The sequence below is a fragment of the Sphingomonas adhaesiva genome, assembly GCF_036946305.1.
In the GTDB taxonomy this organism is placed as follows: domain Bacteria; phylum Pseudomonadota; class Alphaproteobacteria; order Sphingomonadales; family Sphingomonadaceae; genus Sphingomonas; species Sphingomonas adhaesiva_B.
The window spans coordinates 479,737-498,023 of the sequence record NZ_JAQIJJ010000003.1; the positions used below are offsets into that span (position 1 = coordinate 479,737).

19 protein-coding genes and 1 pseudogene are annotated in these 18,287 nt (G+C 67.6%); 12 read left to right on the forward strand and 8 right to left on the reverse strand.

Annotated elements, in window-relative coordinates; genetic code table 11:
- Positions 1 to 41: 41 nt before the first annotated feature.
- The 8 genes from prfB (at position 42) to PGN14_RS05830 (ending at position 8,805) form a co-directional block, all read left to right on the forward strand.
- Positions 42 to 1,169, forward strand: coding sequence for a peptide chain release factor 2 (prfB, locus tag PGN14_RS05795; RefSeq protein WP_335298471.1), 1,128 nt, complete (start codon positions 42 to 44; stop codon positions 1,167 to 1,169).
- Entirely contained in the window at positions 1,169 to 1,918 is a 750-nt protein-coding gene (locus PGN14_RS05800; protein ID WP_335298472.1) for a class I SAM-dependent methyltransferase, read from the forward strand. The genes prfB and PGN14_RS05800 overlap by 1 nt, the downstream gene beginning before the upstream one ends.
- Before the next feature lie 373 nt (positions 1,919 to 2,291).
- Positions 2,292 to 3,086 carry a thymidylate synthase gene (locus tag PGN14_RS05805; protein ID WP_335298473.1) on the forward strand — a complete coding sequence of 265 codons (795 nt, stop codon included), beginning with the start codon at positions 2,292 to 2,294 and terminating at the stop codon, positions 3,084 to 3,086.
- A gap of 270 nt (positions 3,087 to 3,356) precedes the next feature.
- Complete coding sequence (locus tag PGN14_RS05810) at positions 3,357 to 3,839, forward strand: dihydrofolate reductase (protein ID WP_335298474.1); 483 nt, start codon at positions 3,357 to 3,359, stop codon at positions 3,837 to 3,839.
- A 197-nt stretch (positions 3,840 to 4,036) separates the two neighbouring features.
- Positions 4,037 to 4,963, forward strand: coding sequence for a bifunctional riboflavin kinase/FAD synthetase (locus PGN14_RS05815; protein WP_335298475.1), 927 nt, complete (start codon positions 4,037 to 4,039; stop codon positions 4,961 to 4,963).
- A gap of 23 nt (positions 4,964 to 4,986) precedes the next feature.
- Positions 4,987 to 7,866, forward strand: coding sequence for an isoleucine--tRNA ligase (gene ileS / locus PGN14_RS05820; protein WP_335298476.1), 2,880 nt, complete (start codon positions 4,987 to 4,989; stop codon positions 7,864 to 7,866).
- A complete protein-coding gene (gene lspA, locus PGN14_RS05825; protein WP_335298477.1) occupies positions 7,863 to 8,369 on the forward strand; it encodes a signal peptidase II in 507 nt (168 codons plus the stop codon). Before ileS ends, lspA begins: the two co-directional genes overlap by 4 nt.
- A complete protein-coding gene (locus PGN14_RS05830; RefSeq protein WP_335298478.1) occupies positions 8,362 to 8,805 on the forward strand; it encodes a DUF3035 domain-containing protein in 444 nt (147 codons plus the stop codon). Before lspA ends, PGN14_RS05830 begins: the two co-directional genes overlap by 8 nt.
- An 18-nt stretch (positions 8,806 to 8,823) precedes the next feature.
- On the opposite strand, the gene PGN14_RS05835 is transcribed toward PGN14_RS05830, so the two are convergent.
- The 3 genes from PGN14_RS05835 to PGN14_RS05845 are packed head-to-tail and all read right to left on the reverse strand — an operon-like array spanning position 8,824 to position 12,151.
- A complete protein-coding gene (locus PGN14_RS05835; protein WP_335298479.1) occupies positions 8,824 to 10,116 on the reverse strand; it encodes a mechanosensitive ion channel family protein in 1,293 nt (430 codons plus the stop codon).
- Positions 10,113 to 11,303 (reverse strand): cystathionine beta-lyase, encoded by a 1,191-nt coding sequence (metC, locus tag PGN14_RS05840; protein WP_335298480.1) that lies wholly within the window; start codon positions 11,301 to 11,303, stop codon positions 10,113 to 10,115. Before metC ends, PGN14_RS05835 begins: the two co-directional genes overlap by 4 nt.
- Entirely contained in the window at positions 11,300 to 12,151 is an 852-nt protein-coding gene (locus tag PGN14_RS05845) for a sulfurtransferase (protein ID WP_335298481.1), read from the reverse strand. The genes metC and PGN14_RS05845 overlap by 4 nt, the downstream gene beginning before the upstream one ends.
- Before the next feature lie 74 nt (positions 12,152 to 12,225).
- On the opposite strand from PGN14_RS05845, the gene queF reads away from it, so the two are divergent.
- The gene (gene queF, locus PGN14_RS05850) at positions 12,226 to 12,672 is read left to right on the forward strand and encodes a preQ(1) synthase (protein WP_335298482.1); all 447 of its coding nucleotides are present in this window, start codon (positions 12,226 to 12,228) and stop codon (positions 12,670 to 12,672) included.
- 213 nt (positions 12,673 to 12,885) lie between these two features.
- Here the strand turns inward: queF and purB are convergent, their stop codons facing one another.
- A complete protein-coding gene (purB, locus tag PGN14_RS05855) occupies positions 12,886 to 14,196 on the reverse strand; it encodes an adenylosuccinate lyase (protein ID WP_335298483.1) in 1,311 nt (436 codons plus the stop codon).
- Positions 14,197 to 14,384: 188 nt separating this feature from the next.
- On the opposite strand from purB, the gene PGN14_RS05860 reads away from it, so the two are divergent.
- On the forward strand, positions 14,385 to 14,927 hold the full coding sequence (locus PGN14_RS05860; protein ID WP_335298484.1) for an EF-hand domain-containing protein: 543 nt from the start codon (positions 14,385 to 14,387) through the stop codon (positions 14,925 to 14,927).
- Between the two features lie 18 nt (positions 14,928 to 14,945).
- On the opposite strand, the pseudogene PGN14_RS05865 reads toward PGN14_RS05860, so the two are convergent.
- The 3 genes and pseudogenes from PGN14_RS05865 to PGN14_RS05875 form a co-directional block, all read right to left on the reverse strand.
- Positions 14,946 to 15,110, reverse strand: a pseudogene (locus PGN14_RS05865) (JAB domain-containing protein); the annotation flags it as partial.
- 104 nt (positions 15,111 to 15,214) lie between these two features.
- The gene (locus tag PGN14_RS05870; RefSeq protein ID WP_335298485.1) at positions 15,215 to 15,451 is read right to left on the reverse strand and encodes a helix-turn-helix transcriptional regulator; all 237 of its coding nucleotides are present in this window, start codon (positions 15,449 to 15,451) and stop codon (positions 15,215 to 15,217) included.
- Positions 15,452 to 15,626: 175 nt separating this feature from the next.
- Positions 15,627 to 15,971, reverse strand: a complete 345-nt coding sequence (locus PGN14_RS05875) for a hypothetical protein (RefSeq protein WP_335298486.1) — start codon at positions 15,969 to 15,971, stop codon at positions 15,627 to 15,629.
- 95 nt (positions 15,972 to 16,066) lie between these two features.
- Between PGN14_RS05875 and PGN14_RS05880 the strand changes: the two genes are divergently transcribed.
- Positions 16,067 to 16,975, forward strand: coding sequence for a LysR family transcriptional regulator (locus PGN14_RS05880; protein ID WP_335298487.1), 909 nt, complete (start codon positions 16,067 to 16,069; stop codon positions 16,973 to 16,975).
- Between the two features lie 71 nt (positions 16,976 to 17,046).
- Positions 17,047 to 17,430, forward strand: a complete 384-nt coding sequence (locus tag PGN14_RS05885) for a nuclear transport factor 2 family protein (protein ID WP_335298488.1) — start codon at positions 17,047 to 17,049, stop codon at positions 17,428 to 17,430.
- A 152-nt stretch (positions 17,431 to 17,582) separates the two neighbouring features.
- Here the strand turns inward: PGN14_RS05885 and PGN14_RS05890 are convergent, their stop codons facing one another.
- Positions 17,583 to 18,263, reverse strand: coding sequence for a helix-turn-helix transcriptional regulator (locus tag PGN14_RS05890; RefSeq protein ID WP_335298489.1), 681 nt, complete (start codon positions 18,261 to 18,263; stop codon positions 17,583 to 17,585).
- Positions 18,264 to 18,287: the final 24 nt, after the last annotated feature.

Consider the following 18,287-nt stretch of genomic DNA (forward strand, 5'->3'; position numbering starts at 1 on the left):
TCCAGCTTCCGCTGGAATGACGTGACCTTTGGAGAGTCCCTATGCGCGCCGAAGCGCAGGCCCATGCCGATACGATCAACGAGGCGCTGGCGTTGCTGCGCCGCTTCCTCGACTGGGACCGCGCGCTGCGCCGCCTCGACGAGCTGAACGCGCGCGTCGAGGATCAGGCCTTGTGGAACAACCCCAGGGAAGCGCAGGAGGTGATGCGCGAGCGTCGTCGGCTGGACGAGGCGATCACCGCCACCCGCGCGATCGAACGCGACCTCAACGACACCGTCGAGCTGATCGAGATGGCGGATGCCGAGGGCGATCAGGAGATGGCGGCCGAGGGCACCGCCGCGCTCGCCGATCTCGCCACCCGCGCGCAGGCCGACAAGGTGAAGGCGCTGCTGGCGGGCGAGGCCGACGCCAACGACAGCTATATCGAGATCAACGCCGGCGCCGGCGGCACCGAGAGCCAGGACTGGGCCGAGATGCTCCAGCGCATGTACACGCGCTGGGCCGAGCGCCGCGGGCTGAAGGTCGAGCTGATCGACTATCATGCCGGCGAACAGGCCGGCATCAAGAGCGCGACCCTGCTGGTGAAGGGCGAGAACGCCTATGGCTATGCCAAGGTCGAGAGCGGCGTCCACCGGCTGGTGCGGATCAGCCCCTATGACAGTTCCGCGCGCCGCCACACCAGCTTCTCCAGCGTGTGGGTCTATCCGGTGATCGACGACAATATCGAGGTCGAGATCAACGAAGGCGACCTGCGCATCGACACCTATCGCGCGTCGGGCGCGGGCGGGCAGCACATCAACACCACCGATTCGGCGGTGCGCATCACCCACCTGCCCACCGGTATCGTCGTGCAGTGCCAGAACCAGCGCTCGCAGCACAAGAACAAGGCGGAGGCGTACAATCAGCTTCGCGCACGCCTCTACGAGCGCGAACTCGCCGAGCGCGAGGCCGCGGCCAATGCGGAGAATGCCAGCAAGACCGATATCGGCTGGGGCCACCAGATCCGCAGCTACGTGCTCCAGCCGTATCAGCTGGTGAAGGACCTGCGCACCGGCCACACCTCCACCTCGCCCGGCGACGTGCTCGACGGCGACCTCGACGATTTCATGGCCGCGGCGCTGTCGCAGCGGGTGAGCGGCGAGACCGTCGAGGTGGAGGACGTCGACTGATGATCGCGCGCGCGCGGCCCATCATGCTGATGGCGCTCGTGGCGATGGCGCTCGTGCTGGCGGCGTGCGACGGGTCGCAGCCGCTGATCAAGCCCAAGGTCAAGGAACCCGGCCCGTTCCCCGCGGCCGACCGCCCGGTCGCCAACATCGTCTCCTCGCGCTGGTCGACCGAGGAGGCGCGCGACCGGCTCAACGAGGCGGCCCGCGTCATGGACCTGGCGGAGATCCGCCCCGGCATGACGGTGGCGGATCTCGGCGCGGGCGAGGGCTATTACACGACCCGCCTCGCCGCGCGGGTGGGCGAGGACGGCCGCGTGCTGGCGGAGGATATCGTGCCCGCGGTGCGCGATGCGCTGGCCGAACGCGTCGCGCGCGAACGGCTGGAGAATGTCAGCGTCCGGCTCGGGCTGCCCGCCGATGCGCGGCTGCCCGCCAACAGCTTCGACCGCATCCTCATGGTGCATATGTACCATGAGATCGAGCAGCCCTACGAGTTCCTGTGGCGGCTGCGCCCCGCGCTGCGCACGGGCGGGCTGGTGGTGGTGGTCGACGCCGATCGCTCGACCCGCAACCACGGCACTCCGCCCGCGCTGCTGCGCTGCGAATTCGCCGCGGTCGGCTATGCGCAGGTCTCGTTCCGCGAGATGCGCTCCGCCGGCGGCTATTTCGCCACCTTCCGCGCCGCCGGCGAACGCCCCGAACCCGAAGAGATCCGCGCCTGCCGTATGGAAGGTCAGGCGAACTCCTGACACCCGTCGCCCGTGGAAGGGAAGGGGCAGCCCCACCCGCCGTCACCCCGGCCTTGAGCCGGGGTCCCGCTTCTTCTGCCACGTCGGTGAGAAAGCGGGACCCCGGATCACGTCCGGGGTGACAGGATCGGAGCGAACCGCCCCGTGCCCCTGTCCTACACCCACCCCCTCATGCGATACCGCCCCTCGCTCTTTCGCATCGTCACCCTCCCTGCGGAAACATCGCCAACATCCGCCCCAAAACCGTCTGACATCAAGACACTACGCCCGACACCGTAACACCTTTCACCCGTACCACCGTCACCATCCACCCCGTCACCACCAACAAACCGCCACCTTCCGCGCCCCTTCCACACCCGCTATCCTCGCCCCCGTGCAGCAATATCTCGACCTCATGCGCCGCGTGCTCGATTCGGGTGCGCCCCAGATGGACCGTACCGGCACCGGCACGCTCAGCGTCTTCGGCCACCAGATGCGCTTCGACCTGGCGGACGGCTTCCCGGTGCTCACCACCAAGAAGCTCCACCTGCGCTCGATCATCGTCGAGCTGCTGTGGTTCCTGCGCGGCGACACCAACGTCCGCTGGCTACAGGATCGCCGCGTCAGCATCTGGGACGAATGGGCCGACGAGCAGGGCGATCTCGGCCCCGTCTATGGCAAGCAATGGCGCGACTGGGCGACCGCCGACGGCCGCCACCTCGACCAGATCGCCGAGCTGGTCGAGCAGATCCGCACCAACCCCGCGTCGCGCCGCCAGATCGTCACCGCCTGGAACCCCGGCGACCTCCACGCCATGGCGCTCGCACCCTGCCACTGCCTGTTCCAGACCTATGTCGCGAACGGTCGCCTCTCGCTTCAGCTCTACCAGCGCTCCGCCGACATCTTCCTCGGCGTCCCCTTCAACATCGCCAGCTATGCGCTGCTGACGCACATGCTGGCGCAGCAATGCGGGCTGGAACCGGGCGAGTTCATCTGGACCGGCGGCGACTGCCACCTCTATTCCAACCACCTGGATCAGGCCCGCACCCAGCTCGACCGCGCGCCCACCGCGCTCCCCCGGCTGGAAATCGCCCGCCACCCCCCCTCGCTCGACGCCTATGAGGCGGAGGACTTCATCCTCCACGGTTACGAGGCGCAGCCGCATATCAAGGCCCCCGTCGCGGTCTGACCTAATTCCGTTCGTGCTGAGGAGAGGCTGAGCCTGTCGAAGCCTCGTCTCGAAGCACAGATGCGACGCTGTGTTCATCCCCCGTTCAGCCGCTCGATTACAAATGTAATCACAAGTTGATGAGGGAGGCGATGATGCGGGGTTACCTGATGCTGATCGTGGTCGCGACGCTCTGTGCGCTGGCGCTTCAGGTCGTCCACGCCTGACTGCCCGCCCTGACTGCCCAGCCCGACTGGACGTGACTGTCACGCGGGCGTAGCGCCTGCGGGCATGATCGTCTTCGTCCTCGCGCGTGCCGACAATGGCGTCATCGGCGTCGACGGCCGCCTGCCGTGGCACCTGCCCACCGACCTCAGGCGGTTCAAGGCGCTGACCATGGGCAAGCCGATGGTGATGGGCCGCAAGACCTTCGAGAGCTTCCCCGCGCCGCTCCCCGGCCGCCGTCACATCGTCCTCACCCGCGACCCGCACTGGCAGGCCGTCGGCGCCGAGGTCGCGCACACGCCGGCCGAAGCCCTCGCGCTGGCAGGGGAGGGCGAGGTCGCGGTGATCGGCGGTGCGGAGGTGTTCGCGCTGTTCCTCGACCGCGCCGACCGCATCGAACTGACCGAGGTCCATCTCGCACCCGAAGGCGACGCGATCGTCCCTGCGATCACCGGCTGGCGCGAGATCGCCCGCGACCCCCATCCGGCGGACGGCGACCGCCCCGCGCACGATTTCGTCACGCTGATACGTCACGACAAGCCGCTATGAACCCCACCCTCCGTTCGCCCTGAGGAGAGGCTGAGCGTGTTGAAGCCTCGTCTCGAAGGGGACGCGCGCAGTACGTCGAGACAGCATGTCGACAGGCTCGATGCCTCCTTGGAATTAACGGCTCGGATGTCGAGCGTGACGGCATACGGTTCCTCCCGGGATTGCCCCGCCCGCCGCACCCCCCTAGAGCCATGCGCATGGAGCGGCTGGACGGCGGCTCGGCGGTGCCCGCGCATCTCGCGGGCGGGATCGTCGCGCTCGGCAATTTCGACGGTTTCCACCTCGGCCACCAGGCGGTGGTGCGCCGTGCGGTGGAGCGCGCCCGCGCCGAAGGACGCCCGGCGCTGGTCGCCACCTTCGATCCGCACCCGGTGCGCTATTTCCGCCCCGATACGCCCCCGTTCCGCCTCACCACGCTCGATCAGCGTCAGCGGCTGTTCGCCGACGCCGGGGCGGACGCGATGGTCGTCTTCGCTTTCGACGATGCCTTTGCGCATCTCACCGCCGACGCCTTCGTCGCGGAGCGGCTGGTCGGCGCGCTTCAGGTCGGCGGCGTCGTCACCGGGGAGGATTTCACCTACGGGCTGAACAAGGGCGGCGATATCGCCACGCTGCGCGCCGCGGGGGCACGCGACGGCTTCTCGGTCGATACCGTCGGCGCGGTGACGCTCGACGGCGCGCCGGTGTCCTCCACCCGCGTCCGCGAGGCGCTGCGCAGCGGCGACCCACGCACCGCCGCGCGGCTGCTGACCCGTCCGTTCGCGATTCAGGGGCGCGTCCAGCATGGCGACAAGCTGGGGCGCACGATCGGCTATCCGACCGCGAACGTCGATATGGGTAATTACCTCCGCCCCGCTTACGGCATCTACGCGGTGCGCGCGCGCCTCGCCGACGGGCGGCGCGTGATCGGCGCCGCGAACCTCGGCATCCGCCCCACCTTCGATCCGCCCAAGGAGTTGCTGGAGCCGTATTTCTTCGATTTCTCGGGCGACCTGTACGACACCGTGATCGAGGTCGCGCTGATCGACTATCTCCGTCCGGAGGCGAAGTTCGACAGCCTCGACGCGCTGGTGGCGCAGATGGACCGCGATTGCGCACGGGCGCGCGAGTTGCTGGCGGAATAAGGGCGCGCTAAGGCCCGGTTTCCATGGCCGATGCATCCGACACGCCGCGCGACTGGCGCGATACCGTCTTCCTGCCGAAGACCGACTTCCCGATGAAGGCGGGGCTGCCGCAGAAGGAGCCCGCGATCCTCGCCCGCTGGCAGTCGCTCGACCTTTATCGCCGCCTGCGCGAGGCGCGTGCCGGGCGCGAGAAGTTCATTCTCCACGACGGCCCGCCCTATGCCAATGGCGACATGCACATCGGCCATGCGCTCAACCATATCCTCAAGGACATGGTGGTCCGCACCCAGTCGCTGCTGGGGAAGGATGCGCCCTACGTTCCCGGCTGGGACTGCCACGGCCTGCCGATCGAATGGAAGGTCGAGGAGGAATATCGCAAGAAGAAGCGCAACAAGGACGAGGTGCCGGCGGAGGAATTTCGCGCCGAGTGCCGCGCCTATGCGCAGAAGTGGGTCGATACCCAGCGCGAGCAGTTGAAGCGGCTGGGCATCAACGGCGACTGGGACAAGCCCTATCTGACGATGGACTTCGCCGCCGAGGCGACGATCGTTGCCGAGCTGTTGAAGTTCGCCGAAAGCGGCCAGCTCTATCGCGGCGCCAAGCCCGTGATGTGGTCCCCGGTCGAGAAGACCGCGTTGGCCGAGGCGGAGGTCGAATATGAGGATATCACCTCGACCCAGATCGACGTCGGGTTCGAGGTGATCCAATGCCCCGAATATCCCGGGCTGGCGGGCACGATCGCAGTCATCTGGACCACCACGCCCTGGACGATCCCGGTCAACCAGGCGCTCGCCTATGGCTCCGCGGTCGATTACCTCCAGTTCGAGAGCGGCGGGAAGCGCTACCTCGTCGCGGAGCCGCTGTTCCCCGCCTTCTCCAAGCGCACCGGCCTCAAGCTGGAGGGGATCGTCGCGCTGGTGAAGGGGCCGGTGCTGGAGGGCGCGACCGCCCGCCATCCCATGCACCATCTGGGCGGCTTCTTCGCCACCCCGCGCCCGTTCCTGGAGGGCGATTTCGTCACCACCGACGCGGGCACCGGGCTGGTCCATATGGCGCCCGACCATGGCGAGGACGATTTCGATCTGTGCAAGAAGCACGCGATCGAGCCGGTCTTCGCGGTCGACGCCGCGGGCATGTACCGCCCCGACTGGGCGTGGCTCGGCGGGCAGGGCAGCGTCATCAACAAGAAGTTCGTCGCCAGCGACGGCCCCATCTGCACCGACCTGCGCGATGCGGGGATGCTGCTCGCCGCGACCGACGACTTCCAGCACAGCTACCCGCATTCGTGGCGCTCGAAGGCGAAGGTGATCTACCGCTGCACCCCGCAATGGTTCATCCCGGTCGACAAGCCCTTATCTCCCTCTCCCCTCCGGGGAGAGGGTCGGGGTGAGGGGCAGGAGCCTCGCAGAGAGGTTCCTCTCGGTGAGACCTCGCCCCCTCACCCCAACCCTCTCCCCGCAGGGGAGAGGGAGCAGGGGTCCGACACGCTGCGCAACCGCGCCCTCGCCGCGATCGCCGTCACCCGCTTCGTGCCGGAGAAGGGCCGCAATCGCATCGGCGCGATGGTGGAGGGGCGCCCCGACTGGGTCATCTCGCGCCAGCGTGCGTGGGGCGTGCCGATCACGTTGTTCGTCGATCGCCGCACCGGCCAGTATCTGGTCGACCCCGCGGTCAACGCGCGCATCGTCGCCGCGATCGGCGAACGTGGCGTGGACGCGTGGAGCGACGGGGCGGCGGCGGCGCTGCTCGGCCCCGATTACGACCTCGCCGATTACGAGCGCGTCACCGACATCCTCGACGTGTGGTTCGATTCGGGCTGCACCCACGCCTTCGTCCTCGACAGCGGGCGCTGGCCGGAGCTGAGCTGGCCCGCGGACCTGTATCTGGAGGGGTCCGACCAGCATCGCGGTTGGTTCCAGTCGTCGCTGCTCGAAAGCTGCGGCACACGCGGGCGCGCGCCCTATGACGCGGTGCTGACGCACGGCTTCACGATGGACGCCAAGGGCATGAAAATGTCCAAGTCGCTCGGCAACACCATCAACCCGCTCGACCTGATGCGCGATTATGGCGCGGACATCCTGCGGCTGTGGGCGCTGTCGGTCGATTTCACCGAGGACCATCGCATCGGCAAGGAGATCCTGGCCGGGGTGGCGGACCAGTATCGCAAGCTGCGCAACACCTTCCGCTACCTGCTCGGCGCGCTCGACGGGTTCGCGGAGGAAGAGCGCGTGCCGGTCGCCGAATGGCCCGAGCTGGAGCGCTACATGCTCCACCTCACCCATGCGCTCGACGCCCAGTTACAGCGCGCGATCGGCGAGTTCGATTTCAACGGCTATGTCCGCCTGCTGACCGATTTCGCCAACGAGGATTTGTCCGCCTTCTTCTTCGATATCCGCAAGGACTCGCTCTATTGCGATGCGCCCACGGATCCGAAGCGGCGCGCCTATCGCACGATGCTCGACGTGCTGTTCCATGCGATGGTGCGCTGGGCCGCGCCGGTGCTGGTCTTCACCGCCGAAGAGGTGTGGCAGTCGCGCTTCCCGGCGGAGGACAAATCCGTCCACCTGCTCGAATGGCCTGAACTGCCCGCCCAAACCGGTGAGGACGTGGCGCAGCGCTGGGCCGCCGTCCGCGCGTTGCGCGAGCGCGTGACCGAGGCGATCGAGCCGCTGCGCCGCGAAAAGACGGTGCGTTCCAGCCTGGAGGCGGACGTGACCGTCCCCGACTTGCCGCTCGATGCGGATATGCTCGCAGAGGCGTTCATCGTCGCCAGCGTGTCGTCCGCCGAGACGGTCGATGTGACCCGCACCGACTACCACAAATGCGGCCGCTGCTGGCGCCATCTGCCCGAGGTGGCTGTCGACGATGGCCTGTGCGCACGTTGTGAGGCGGTGGTGGCATGACGCGTCTGCGTGCCGGATTGCTGGTCGCCGCAGTCGTCTTCGTGGTCGATCAGCTGGTGAAATGGGTCGTCACCGGGCCGATGGGGATCGATTTCCTCGGCGCGTACAAGACGATCCTGCCGGTCTTCGACCTGCGCTACACCCGCAACGAGGGCGTCTCGCTCGGCATGCTGCGGGCGGAAACGGAGACGATGCGCTGGCTGCTCGTCGCCTTCACCGGTGCGATCGCGATCGGCGTCGCGGTATGGATGTCGCGCGAGGAAAAGGCGGTCGACCGCGCCGCGCTCGGCCTCGTGCTGGGTGGCGCGATCGGCAATATCGTCGACCGCATCCGGCTGGGCTATGTCGTCGATTTCGCCGACCTGCACTTCGGCGAGTGGCGCCCGTTCCTCGTCTTCAACGTCGCCGATGCCGCGATTACGATCGGCGTGCTGATTCTGCTGGTGCGCGCGCTCCTGATCCGCGAAAAGCGCCCCGATCCTTCGGAGAATGTCCATGCGTAAGTCTGTCGTCGTGGTGACCTCGATCACGGCGCTCGCCCTGCTGGCGGGATGCGGGAAGCGCGGCTTCGACCGCGCGCGTCCCGACGAGTTCGCGGTGGCGCGCCAGGCGCCGCTCATCATCCCGCCCGATTTCGCGTTGGTCCCGCCGCAGCCGGGCGCTGCGCGGACGCAGGGCACCAACCCGCAGGCACAGGCGCTCGACGCGCTGTTCGGCGGCACTGCGCCGCGCAGCGGTGCGGAAGCGGGCGTGATCGATCAGGCCGGCGGCGCATCGGTGGGGCAGCCCGGCATCCGCTCCGCGGTCGGCGATCCGCAGACCAACGTCATCGACAAGGGCCAGACGACGCGCGACATCGTCGCCGCGCCGCAGGGCGACGGCCAGAACGCCCGCGCCTCGGCCGGCGCCCCGACCGCGACGGCGACGCCGCAGCCGTAACTCTTGCGTCACCCCGGCTCAAGGCCGGGGTGACGGTTCTCTCGCTGCTTCCCACCCGCGCACATACACCTCGCGCTGTGCGAAGGGGATCGCGATCCCCGCCTCCTTGAACGTCCACCACAGCCGGTTGAGCACGTCGGACTTCACATTGCCGACCCCGCTCTCCGGATCGCTGATCCACGCCAGTATCTCATGCTCGACACCGTCGGTGCCGAACGCGGTCAGCCACACGTTGGGCTTCGGGCTGTCCAGCACCCGCGGCGAATCGACCGCTGCCTTCAGCATCAGCGCCTGCGCCTGTTTCAGGTCGCAGTCGTAGGGCACGCGCACCGGGATGCGCACGCGCACGTTGCGATCGGAATAGGACCAGTTCTCGACCTCGCGGGTCATCAGGTCCTCGTTCGGGATCAGATGCTCCTTGCCGTCGCGCGTCACCACCGACACCGCGCGCACCCCGATCTTGTTGACCCAGCCGAAGCTGGTGCCCACCGCGATGACGTCGCCCGGCTTGATCGACCGGTCCATCAACAGGATGATGCCCGCGATCAGATTGCCGATCGTCTTCTGCATCCCGAACCCGACCGCGAGGCCGAACGCGCCGGAGAAGACCGCAAAGGCGGTCAGGTCGATCCCCAGCAGGTCGATGCCGAAGAAGAAGGCGATCACCACCGCCGCGATGCCCGCGATCTTCTGCGCCAGGATCTTCTGCGTCGGGTCCAGCGCGCGCGCGCCCTCGATCGAATGGCCCAGCACGCGCGTCGACAGCCGCACCAGCGCGATCAGCACGACGACCGTCACCAGCGTGCTGACCAGCGCCAGCAGCGACAGGCGGCGCGACCCCACCGTCACCCCGATCGCGTCCAGCGTCCGCGTGATCGGCTCCAGCCCGCCGACCGCGCGGCTGAACAGCGCGACGAAGACGATCGCCTCGACCGTCCACGACGCCCAGCGCGGAATGCCGACGCCGCGCATCAGGTGATGCACGGTCAGCGCCGCCGCCGCGCCCAGCGCGATGCCGATCGGCACGCCGGCCAGCGCGGACCAGGGATAGGCGGCGAGCGCCAGCGCCAGCAGCAGCGCGGCGGTGCCATGGCGCAGGATCGCGCTCAGCCGCGGGCGCAGCACGCTCGCGGTGCGCCCCGCATGCGCCGTCCACCAATCGACCAGCCGCGGGCCGAGCGTCCGCCCCGCCGCCACCCCGACCGCCAGCATCAGCAGTACCAGCCCGCCCGCGACCGCCGCCTCGATCAGGTCGGCGCGGCTGGGCACCGCGATGCCGGAGCGCGCGAGCCAGTCGGCGGCGACGTTCATCCGCGCGCGCGCCGGAACGCGTCGAGCCCGCGCGCCAGATCGGCGATCAGGTCGGCGGGATCCTCCAGCCCGATCTGGAGCCGGACGAGCGGCCCGGCGAACGCCGGCGTGGTCGCGGTGCGATAGCGCTGCGGATCGACCGGCAGCGCGAGGCTCTCATACCCGCCCCAGCTGTACCCGATCCCGAAATGGTCGAGCGAATCGATCAGCGCCGCGCGTGCCCGCTCGCCCCCGCCGTCGAGCACGAAGGAGAACAGCCCCGACGATCCCGCGAAATCGCGCCGCCACACGTCGTGGCCGGGGCAGGAGGGGAGGGCGGGGTGGCGCACCTCGACCACGTCGGGCTGGTCCGCCAGCCAGTGCGCGATCTCCAGCGCGCTCGTCTCATGCTGCTTCAGCCGGACCGCCATGGTGCGCAGCCCGCGGCTGCCGAGCCAGGCATCGTCGGGGCTCGCCACCTGTCCCAGCTGGTAGCTGGTGTCGCGCAGCGCCTCGAACCGTCCCGGTGCCGCGGTGACCGAGCCGAGCATGACATCGGAATGACCGACGACATATTTGGTGCAGGCCAGCATCGTGTAATCGACGCCGTGCGCGATCGCGGGGAACAGCAGCGGGGTGGCCCAGGTATTGTCGAGGATCGTCGCGATGCCATGCGCCCGGGCGACCGCGGCGATCGCGGGCACGTCCTGCACCTCGAAGGTCAGGCTGCCGGGGCTTTCCATGAAGATCGCGCGCGTGGCGGGGCCGATCAGCGACTCGATCCCGGCGCCGATCATCGGATCGTAATAGCGCGTGGTGATGCCGAACCGCCGCAGCAGCCCGTCCGCCAGCGAGCGCGTCGGATCATAGGCGCTGTCGACCAGCAGCAGTTCGTCGCCCGGCGACAGCACCGCCAGCATCACCGCCGCGATCGCCGCCACGCCGCTGGGATAGAGGAAGGTGTTCTCCGCGCCCGGTTCCAGTTCGGTCAGCGCATCCGCCAGCGTCCATTGCGTCGGCGTGCCGCGCCGGCCGTAGAACAGGCGATGGTGGGTGTCGCGCCCGCCCGAGGCGCGCAGGTGCGCGACATCGTCGTACAGGATCGTCGAGGCACGCCACACCGGCGTGTTGACGATCCCCTGCGTCCATTCGCGGCGTCGCCCGGCGCCGACCACCTGAGTCGCCGGCTTCTTCGATCGCGCGCTCATGCCGCCGCTCCGGTCGCCTTGGGCGTGTCGGCGAGGCCACCCCATTCGGTCCAGCTGCCGTCATAGACCGCCGCCTCGCGGCCCAGCAGATGGGCGCCGAACGCCAGCACGCTGGCGGTGATGCCCGAGCCGCAGGTCATCGCCAGCTGGCGGTCAAGGTCCACGCCCGCGTCCGCAAAGGCCGCGGCCAGCGCATCGCCGCGCTTCCATGTGCCGTCCGGGTTGAGCAGCCGGCCATAGGGCAGGTTGCGCGCGCCGGGCATGTGACCGGGGGCGATGCCCGGGCGCGGATCGGCTTCGTCACCGGTGAAGCGCGCCGCGGAGCGCGCGTCGACCACCTGCTCCGATCCGTCCGCGACGATCGCGCGCATCTGCGTCAGGTCGCGCAGGCCGGCGCCGGTGTCGCGCGGCGTGGCATGGCGCGGACGCGGCGCGACCGCGCCGGTTTCCAGCGGCAATCCCGCCGCCGTCCACGCGCCCAGCCCGCCGTCGAGGAGCGCGACGTCGGTGAAGCCAAACGCACGCAGCATCACCCACGCACGCGCCGCGGTGCGGTGCGCGGCATCGTCGTACAGGACGATCCGCGTGCCGTCGCCCAGCCCCAGCTTGCCCATGCGGCTGGCGAACTGCGCCGGCCCCGGCATGGTGGAGGGCAAGGGGCTGGCGGTGTCGGAGAAGCCGGCGAGGTCCATGAACACCGCGCCGGGGATGTGCCCGGTGGTGAATTCGGCGGCGGCATCGCGCACCGCCTCGCCCGCGAGCGAGACGTGATAGGTCGCGTCGGCGATGCGCAGGTCGGGGGCGCCGGCATTGGCGGCCAGCCATTCGGGGGTGACGAGCGGTTCCATTCCGCCTCCATAGCCGCCACCTGCCGCGGTGGAACAGGTCGCATTTCGGCCGCGGCGCGCCTATGTGCGCGCGCATGACCCCCAAACATCTCGGCCAGTCCACGCCGCTCCCCGCCTCGCCGGAGGAAGCGGAGCTCGATTACGTCCCCAACCCGCGTGCGGACCAGCTGTATCTGGTGCGCTTCACCAGTCCCGAATTCACCTCGCTGTGTCCGGTTACGGGGCAGCCCGATTTCGCGCATCTGGTGATCGACTATGCGCCTGCGGCGACGATCGTCGAATCGAAGTCGCTCAAGCTGTTCCTGGGCGCGTTCCGCAACCACGCCGCCTTCCACGAGGATTGCACCGTCGGCATCGGCGAGCGGCTGTTCCGTGAGATGCAGCCACGCTGGCTGCGCATCGGCGGCTATTGGTATCCCCGCGGCGGCATCCCGATCGACGTCTTCTGGCAATCGGGCGCCGCGCCGGAGGGATTGTGGCTCCCCGACCAGGGCGTCGCGCCCTATCGCGGCCGGGGGTGACGTCCACCGTCACCCCGGACTTGATCGGTGTTTGTGCCATTCAGACAAGTACGCCACCCCGGCGAAGGCCGGGGTCCAGTCGGGGGACAGGCGTTGGTGAGCGTGGTGCGTCGTCACGGCGACCTTCCCAACTGGACCCCGGCCTTCGCCGGGGAGGTAGGGAGAATCCTTGTCAGAAGGGGATAAGCCCCGACTTGTTCCGGGGTGACGGCGTCAGCCGAAGACCCGGTCGAAGATCGTGCCGACGTGCTTGAAGTGATAATCGAGGTCGAACTTCTCGTCGATCTCGGCCGGTGACAGGGCCGCCGTCACCTCCGCATCCGCCTTCAGCAGCTCCTGCAGCGACAGCTGGCCGTCCGATTCCCACACCTTCATCGCGTTGCGCTGGACCAGGCGATAGGAATCCTCGCGGCTCACCCCCGCCTGCGTCAGCGCCAGCAGCACGCGCTGCGAGTGGACCAGCCCGCCCATGCGGTCGAGGTTCTTCTGCATCCGCGCCGGATAGACCAGCAGCTTGTCGACCACCCCGGTCAGCCGCGCCAGCGCGAAATCGAGCGTGATCGTCGCGTCCGGGCCGATATAGCGCTCCACCGACGAATGGCTGATGTCGCGCTCGTGCCACAGTGCGACATTCTCCAACGCGGGCGTGACATAGCCGCGCACCATCCGCGCCAGCCCGGTCAGATTCTCGGTCAGCACCGGGTTGCGCTTGTGCGGCATCGCCGACGACCCCTTCTGGCCGGGCGAGAAATATTCCTCCGCCTCCAGCACCTCGGTGCGTTGCAAATGGCGCACCTCGGTCGCGACGCGCTCGATCGAGCCCGCGATCACGCCCAGCGTGGCGAAGAACATCGCATGGCGGTCGCGCGGGATGACCTGGGTCGAGACCGGCTCGATCGCGAGGCCCAGCTTCTGCGCGACATGCTCTTCCACCCGCGGATCGACGTTCGCGAACGTGCCGACCGCGCCCGAGATCGCGCAGGTCGCGATATCCTCGCGCGCGGCGGCCAGGCGGGTGCGGTGGCGGCGGAACTCGGCATGCGCCTGCGCCAGCTTCAGCCCGAAGGTCACCGGCTCGGCATGGATGCCGTGGCTGCGCCCGATCGTGGGCGTCAGCTTATGCTCCTTGGCGCGGCGCTCCAGCACCGCCAGCAGCTGGTCGATGTCCGCCAGCAGCAGGTCCGCGGCGCGCGCCAGCTGGACCGACAACGTGGTGTCGAGCACGTCGGACGAGGTCATGCCCTGGTGCATGAAGCGCGCTTCGTCGCCCACCTGCTCGGCGACCCAGGTGAGGAAGGCGATCACGTCATGCTTCGTCACCGCCTCGATCGCGTCGATCGCGGCGACGTCGATCGCGGGATTGGTCGCCCACCAGCGCCACAACGCCTCCGCCGCGCTCTTGGGCACCACGCCCAGTTCCGCCAGCGCGTCGGTGGCATGGGCCTCGATCTCGAACCAGATGCGATAGCGCGCCTCGGGCGTCCAGATCGCGGTCATCTCGGGGCGGGCGTAGCGGGGGATCATGGTCAAGGGTCCTGAGCGGTTGCGCGGTCGGTCGCGCGGGTAGCAGCGCGCGTGCGGCGGGGCAAATCGCGCTCAGTTTGGGAACCTGCGCTAAGTCTGATACATTAATGCGGCTCGAATTGCTGTTGCCGGAAGTCCGGTGACCGATCGCGATAGACGCAACGTCACGCGACCAATGGAGAGGATGAATGCTGAAGGAAATCGTCGCGGCCGTTGCCGTGACCGCCGCTACTCCCGCTCTTGCGCTCGATATGCCGCAGGACGATCAGGGTCAGGCGAACACTTCGACCGGCGATGCGGGTGCTTCGCCGCAGGAGGCGACACCCAGCAAGGCGGCGCCCGCAACCACCACGCCCGGCACGCCCAGCGCGGTGCCGCCGGCGCAGGCCTCGCGATCGGGCGCACCGGCCGCGACGACCCCGCCCGCCACGCCGGTAAAGACCACCGAGGGCACGCCGCAGACGCCCGCGCGACAGGTCGCCGCGATCGTCAGCCGCGAGTTCGCGGCCTATGACGCCAACCGCTCCGGCCGGCTGGAGAAAGAGGAGTTCGCCAAGTGGATGGCGGCGCTGAAGGCGCATGCGCCCAGCGTCGAGCCGGGCGAGACGGTCAGCAAGCCATGGACCGAGGCGGCGTTCAAACAGGCCAATACCAGCGGATCGGGCGCCGTCTCGCGCGAGGAGCTGACCGCCTTCTTCATCGGCGCGAAGCCGACCAGCGCGGGCGGATGACCGACCCGGCGCCGGCGGTCAGATCAGCCCCTTCGCGCGCAGGCTGACCTGCCCGCCGACCCCGACGATGATATGGTCGTGCACCGCGATGTTGAGCGGCTTGCCCGCAGCGATGATCGCGCGGGTGACGTCGATGTCGGCACGGCTGGGCGAGGGGTCGCCCGACGGATGGTTGTGGAGGAGGCGACTGCTGCCAGATAAGTAGCGGAAGTCAAACAATTTTCCAGTTTCCCGTCACCTGCTGCGGGCTGTGATTGCGAACCGTAGGGAATGATCGTCCATGATAATCACTGGCGGTCCCTACCGATCTCGGACAGTCGGTTGGACGCACGACAACTCACGAGGTTCTTCTCATCCCAGGCGTCGAGCTGGTCAACGGGGTAGAGGACGGCTTTGCCGATTTTGACGAACCCCGGACCCACGCGGGCCGATCGCCAATTCCGTAAGGTGCCGACACTAATTTCGCCGCGATACCGGTCGGCAACCTCAGCGGGCGTTAAAAATCGTTGGTCACTCACGATCACCTCCGGGGAAAATCAGTCCCCAGGAGGCAATCGTAATCAGACTTGATCATCAAGTGCCTACTAGCAACCGGCGTGCCCCCGCGAATGATCGGCGGTATATAGGCGGGTTTTGGCCGCGTATGTTTGACGAAGTTTGAGCCGCATGCATGGCAGCCGACCGATTCTCCCCGGCACGTTAGGCCCGAGCAGTACCGGCGAGGTCTTCCGGATCGCCGAACATTATCCTCTCGACCGTCGAGCGTAACTGGCCATCGACGGCATTTCGACAGACGAGTAAACCTCCTTCCTTCGCCAATATCGATCGGCTGTTCTGAAGGCCGTTATCCCAGTCGACGACATAGCCGCCGTCTTCCACTCTATACACGCCCGCCATGAGCTTACCGGAAGGTAGACGGGCCGCGGCCCGGCCATTCGGATCGAAGTAGAAGATGGCGACGCCAGCCCCGTGCGAGGCGCCTTCGGCAAGCGTGTGGTAGAGCGTTGCCCCTCGTACGAGAGCACCGATCTGTTCTTTCGTCATAGCGCATCCAACCTGCCGATCATACGTGCAGGCTAGACCCATCGGCCGATGTGGAAGAGTGGCCAAGTTTCGATGGCTGCAATAGGCTCAAACCTATGATCGATCTCGAACCACGTCTGCTCCGTGCCTTCCTGGCGATTTATGATGCCCGCGGCGTGGCGGCCGCCGGGCGTCGACTTGGCGTGACACAGCCGACCATGAGTGGTCACCTCAAACGTCTGCGGTCGCACTTTAAAGACCCTCTCTTCGTTGCCGGCAGAGGCGGACTGGCCCCCACAGCCAAGAGCGAGGAAGTTCGATCGATCATCGCCGAGGTAATCGAGGGGCTGAACAAGCTCGCGGCGGCCGCGAGCGGGTGGTCGCCCACCACTTCGGATCGGCGCTTTCGATTGATGGCCAGCGGGTATGTGCAGGCCGTCGTCTCTGAAAAGCTGGATGAGAGGCTTGGACGCGCGGCGCCTCGCGTCAGCGTGGAGTTCGTCCAGCCTGCTTCGGGCGCGGAGCTTGCGTTCTGCGACGCTTATATTCTTCCCGTGGAAGTAACACCCAATCACCACAAAAGAGCAGTAGCGTTCCGTGACCGGTTTATCTGCGTGATCAACCAAAGGTCTGCGTCGTCCGCACCACCTCTGACGCTAGACGCTTTCTGCCAATCGGAGCATATTCTGCTGGCTCCTGCGCCGTCGCCACCACATGCGGCAGTCGATGCGGCCTTAGCCAAGCTCGGACGCAATCGGCGGATTGCCCGCGTAGCGTCGGACCTCAGCAGCATACAGCGCCTGCTCGCCAAGCCCAACCGACTGGCGATGATCCCGGCGAGGCTGGCGGTCCAGCTAGGGCAGGATCTGTCGGTGTTTCCTCCTCCGCTTCCACTCGCGCCTATCGACTTCGCTTTGAGTTGGCCGGACATCGCAGACGATGACAGCGGCCGTACATGGTTCAGGCAGACCTTATCGACATGCATGAGCCGCATCGACCAAATCGAAAATACAGAGTCCTGCTAAGCCGATGCAGTGCCGAATCGATCCGCGCGGTGAGGTCTATAGTTTAGCGCACCGGGTGTTTGGAGACGCAGATGACGTTTGCAAGTGAACTGCAGATCATCAAGGACTTGGAAGAGCGACTGCATATTCCCGCTCTTCGTAAGAACCAGGGCATGGTCGACGCGCTCCTGGCGGACGACTTTCTGGAGTTTGGCAGATCAGGTCGCGAATATGGAAAGGCGGAGATCGTCAGAGCGCTTGCGACAGAGGAGGTTCAAGAACTGCGGAAACTGACCGCCTACGGCTACGAGTTGAGGAAGCTCGCGGCGGATGTCCTTCTCCTCACCTATCGCACCGTTCAGAGGCAGCCCGGCGCACCGGATCTGCACACTCTGCGCAGTTCGATATGGAAACAGGTTGGCAACCGTTGGCAGATGGCGTTCCATCAGGGAACGCCGACTGGCCCGGAGGGCTGATGCGGCTGACCATCGGCGCCAGTGCGTCTCGGGTTCGACGATTGACCGAGGCAAAGTAGAGATTCCGCGACAGCACAGGCTTTCCTGCCCAGGTTGTACCCGGATCAATCCTCTGTCGCTCGATCCATAACCTGTCCAGCCGGCATTTGGCCTTACTCCTTCCTCTTCCACTCCGCGGTCCGCTGCACGACGTAGTCCCGAAGAAGCCGGACCCGACGCGGTCGGAAGCTGCGTCCGACCCGCTCCAGCGCTTCGATCCGCGGCACCTCGAACGTCCGATGGGCCTCGCGCAACAGGCACCAGGCGACCAGCATCAACGTCCTGGGGCTGTAGGACATGCCGAGCGGCAGGATCTCGCGATCGGTCCGCTGCCCGTGCGCGTCGCGATACGCTATCCGCACGCTGAACTCGTCCCAGCAGGCTTCGCGCAGCAGATCGAGGTCGATCGCGATGGCGGCACGCGGCTCGGGCGGGCGCCAGGATCGCATGGTCGCATGGGCTGCCTGCCGGGCCTGTCGATCGGGCAAGGTCGCGACGATCCGCGCGAGCGCGTTGCGTCCCGCAGCCGTCAGCGCATCGTCGCCGAAGTCGCCGAGACCCGCCACGCCCAGCATCAGCGCCTCAATCTCGAGGCGCGAAAAGCTCTGTGGTGGCAGCGCCGGGTCCTCGGTCAGCGTGTAGCCGTAGCCCGCAGCCCCGTCGATCAGCACGCCGCCGGCGCGCAGCGTGGCGATGTCGCGATACAACTGCCGTATCGAGACCTCCGTCTCGGCCGCGAGGCGAACTGCCGTCACCGGCTTGGGAAGCCGGCGCAGCGCCCCCAGCAACCGCATCAGCCGGTCCGATCGTGCCATCTC

What these genes read in the sequence shown, in the direction of transcription:
- prfB (WP_335298471.1), top strand. Translation starts at nt 42, where the DNA reads ATGCGCGCCGAAGCGCAGGCCCATGCCGATACGATCAACGAGGCGCTG.
- PGN14_RS05800 (WP_335298472.1), top strand. Translation starts at nt 1,169, where the DNA reads ATGATCGCGCGCGCGCGGCCCATCATGCTGATGGCGCTCGTGGCGATG.
- PGN14_RS05810 (WP_335298474.1), top strand. Translation starts at nt 3,357, where the DNA reads ATGATCGTCTTCGTCCTCGCGCGTGCCGACAATGGCGTCATCGGCGTC.
- PGN14_RS05815 (WP_335298475.1), top strand. Translation starts at nt 4,037, where the DNA reads ATGGAGCGGCTGGACGGCGGCTCGGCGGTGCCCGCGCATCTCGCGGGC.
- ileS (WP_335298476.1), top strand. Translation starts at nt 4,987, where the DNA reads ATGGCCGATGCATCCGACACGCCGCGCGACTGGCGCGATACCGTCTTC.
- lspA (WP_335298477.1), top strand. Translation starts at nt 7,863, where the DNA reads ATGACGCGTCTGCGTGCCGGATTGCTGGTCGCCGCAGTCGTCTTCGTG.
- PGN14_RS05830 (WP_335298478.1), top strand. Translation starts at nt 8,362, where the DNA reads ATGCGTAAGTCTGTCGTCGTGGTGACCTCGATCACGGCGCTCGCCCTG.
- PGN14_RS05835 (WP_335298479.1), bottom strand. Translation starts at nt 10,116, where the DNA reads ATGAACGTCGCCGCCGACTGGCTCGCGCGCTCCGGCATCGCGGTGCCC.
- metC (WP_335298480.1), bottom strand. Translation starts at nt 11,303, where the DNA reads ATGAGCGCGCGATCGAAGAAGCCGGCGACTCAGGTGGTCGGCGCCGGG.
- PGN14_RS05845 (WP_335298481.1), bottom strand. Translation starts at nt 12,151, where the DNA reads ATGGAACCGCTCGTCACCCCCGAATGGCTGGCCGCCAATGCCGGCGCC.
- queF (WP_335298482.1), top strand. Translation starts at nt 12,226, where the DNA reads ATGACCCCCAAACATCTCGGCCAGTCCACGCCGCTCCCCGCCTCGCCG.
- purB (WP_335298483.1), bottom strand. Translation starts at nt 14,196, where the DNA reads ATGATCCCCCGCTACGCCCGCCCCGAGATGACCGCGATCTGGACGCCC.
- PGN14_RS05860 (WP_335298484.1), top strand. Translation starts at nt 14,385, where the DNA reads ATGCTGAAGGAAATCGTCGCGGCCGTTGCCGTGACCGCCGCTACTCCC.
- PGN14_RS05875 (WP_335298486.1), bottom strand. Translation starts at nt 15,971, where the DNA reads ATGACGAAAGAACAGATCGGTGCTCTCGTACGAGGGGCAACGCTCTAC.
- PGN14_RS05880 (WP_335298487.1), top strand. Translation starts at nt 16,067, where the DNA reads ATGATCGATCTCGAACCACGTCTGCTCCGTGCCTTCCTGGCGATTTAT.
- PGN14_RS05885 (WP_335298488.1), top strand. Translation starts at nt 17,047, where the DNA reads ATGACGTTTGCAAGTGAACTGCAGATCATCAAGGACTTGGAAGAGCGA.
- PGN14_RS05890 (WP_335298489.1), bottom strand. Translation starts at nt 18,263, where the DNA reads ATGCGGTTGCTGGGGGCGCTGCGCCGGCTTCCCAAGCCGGTGACGGCA.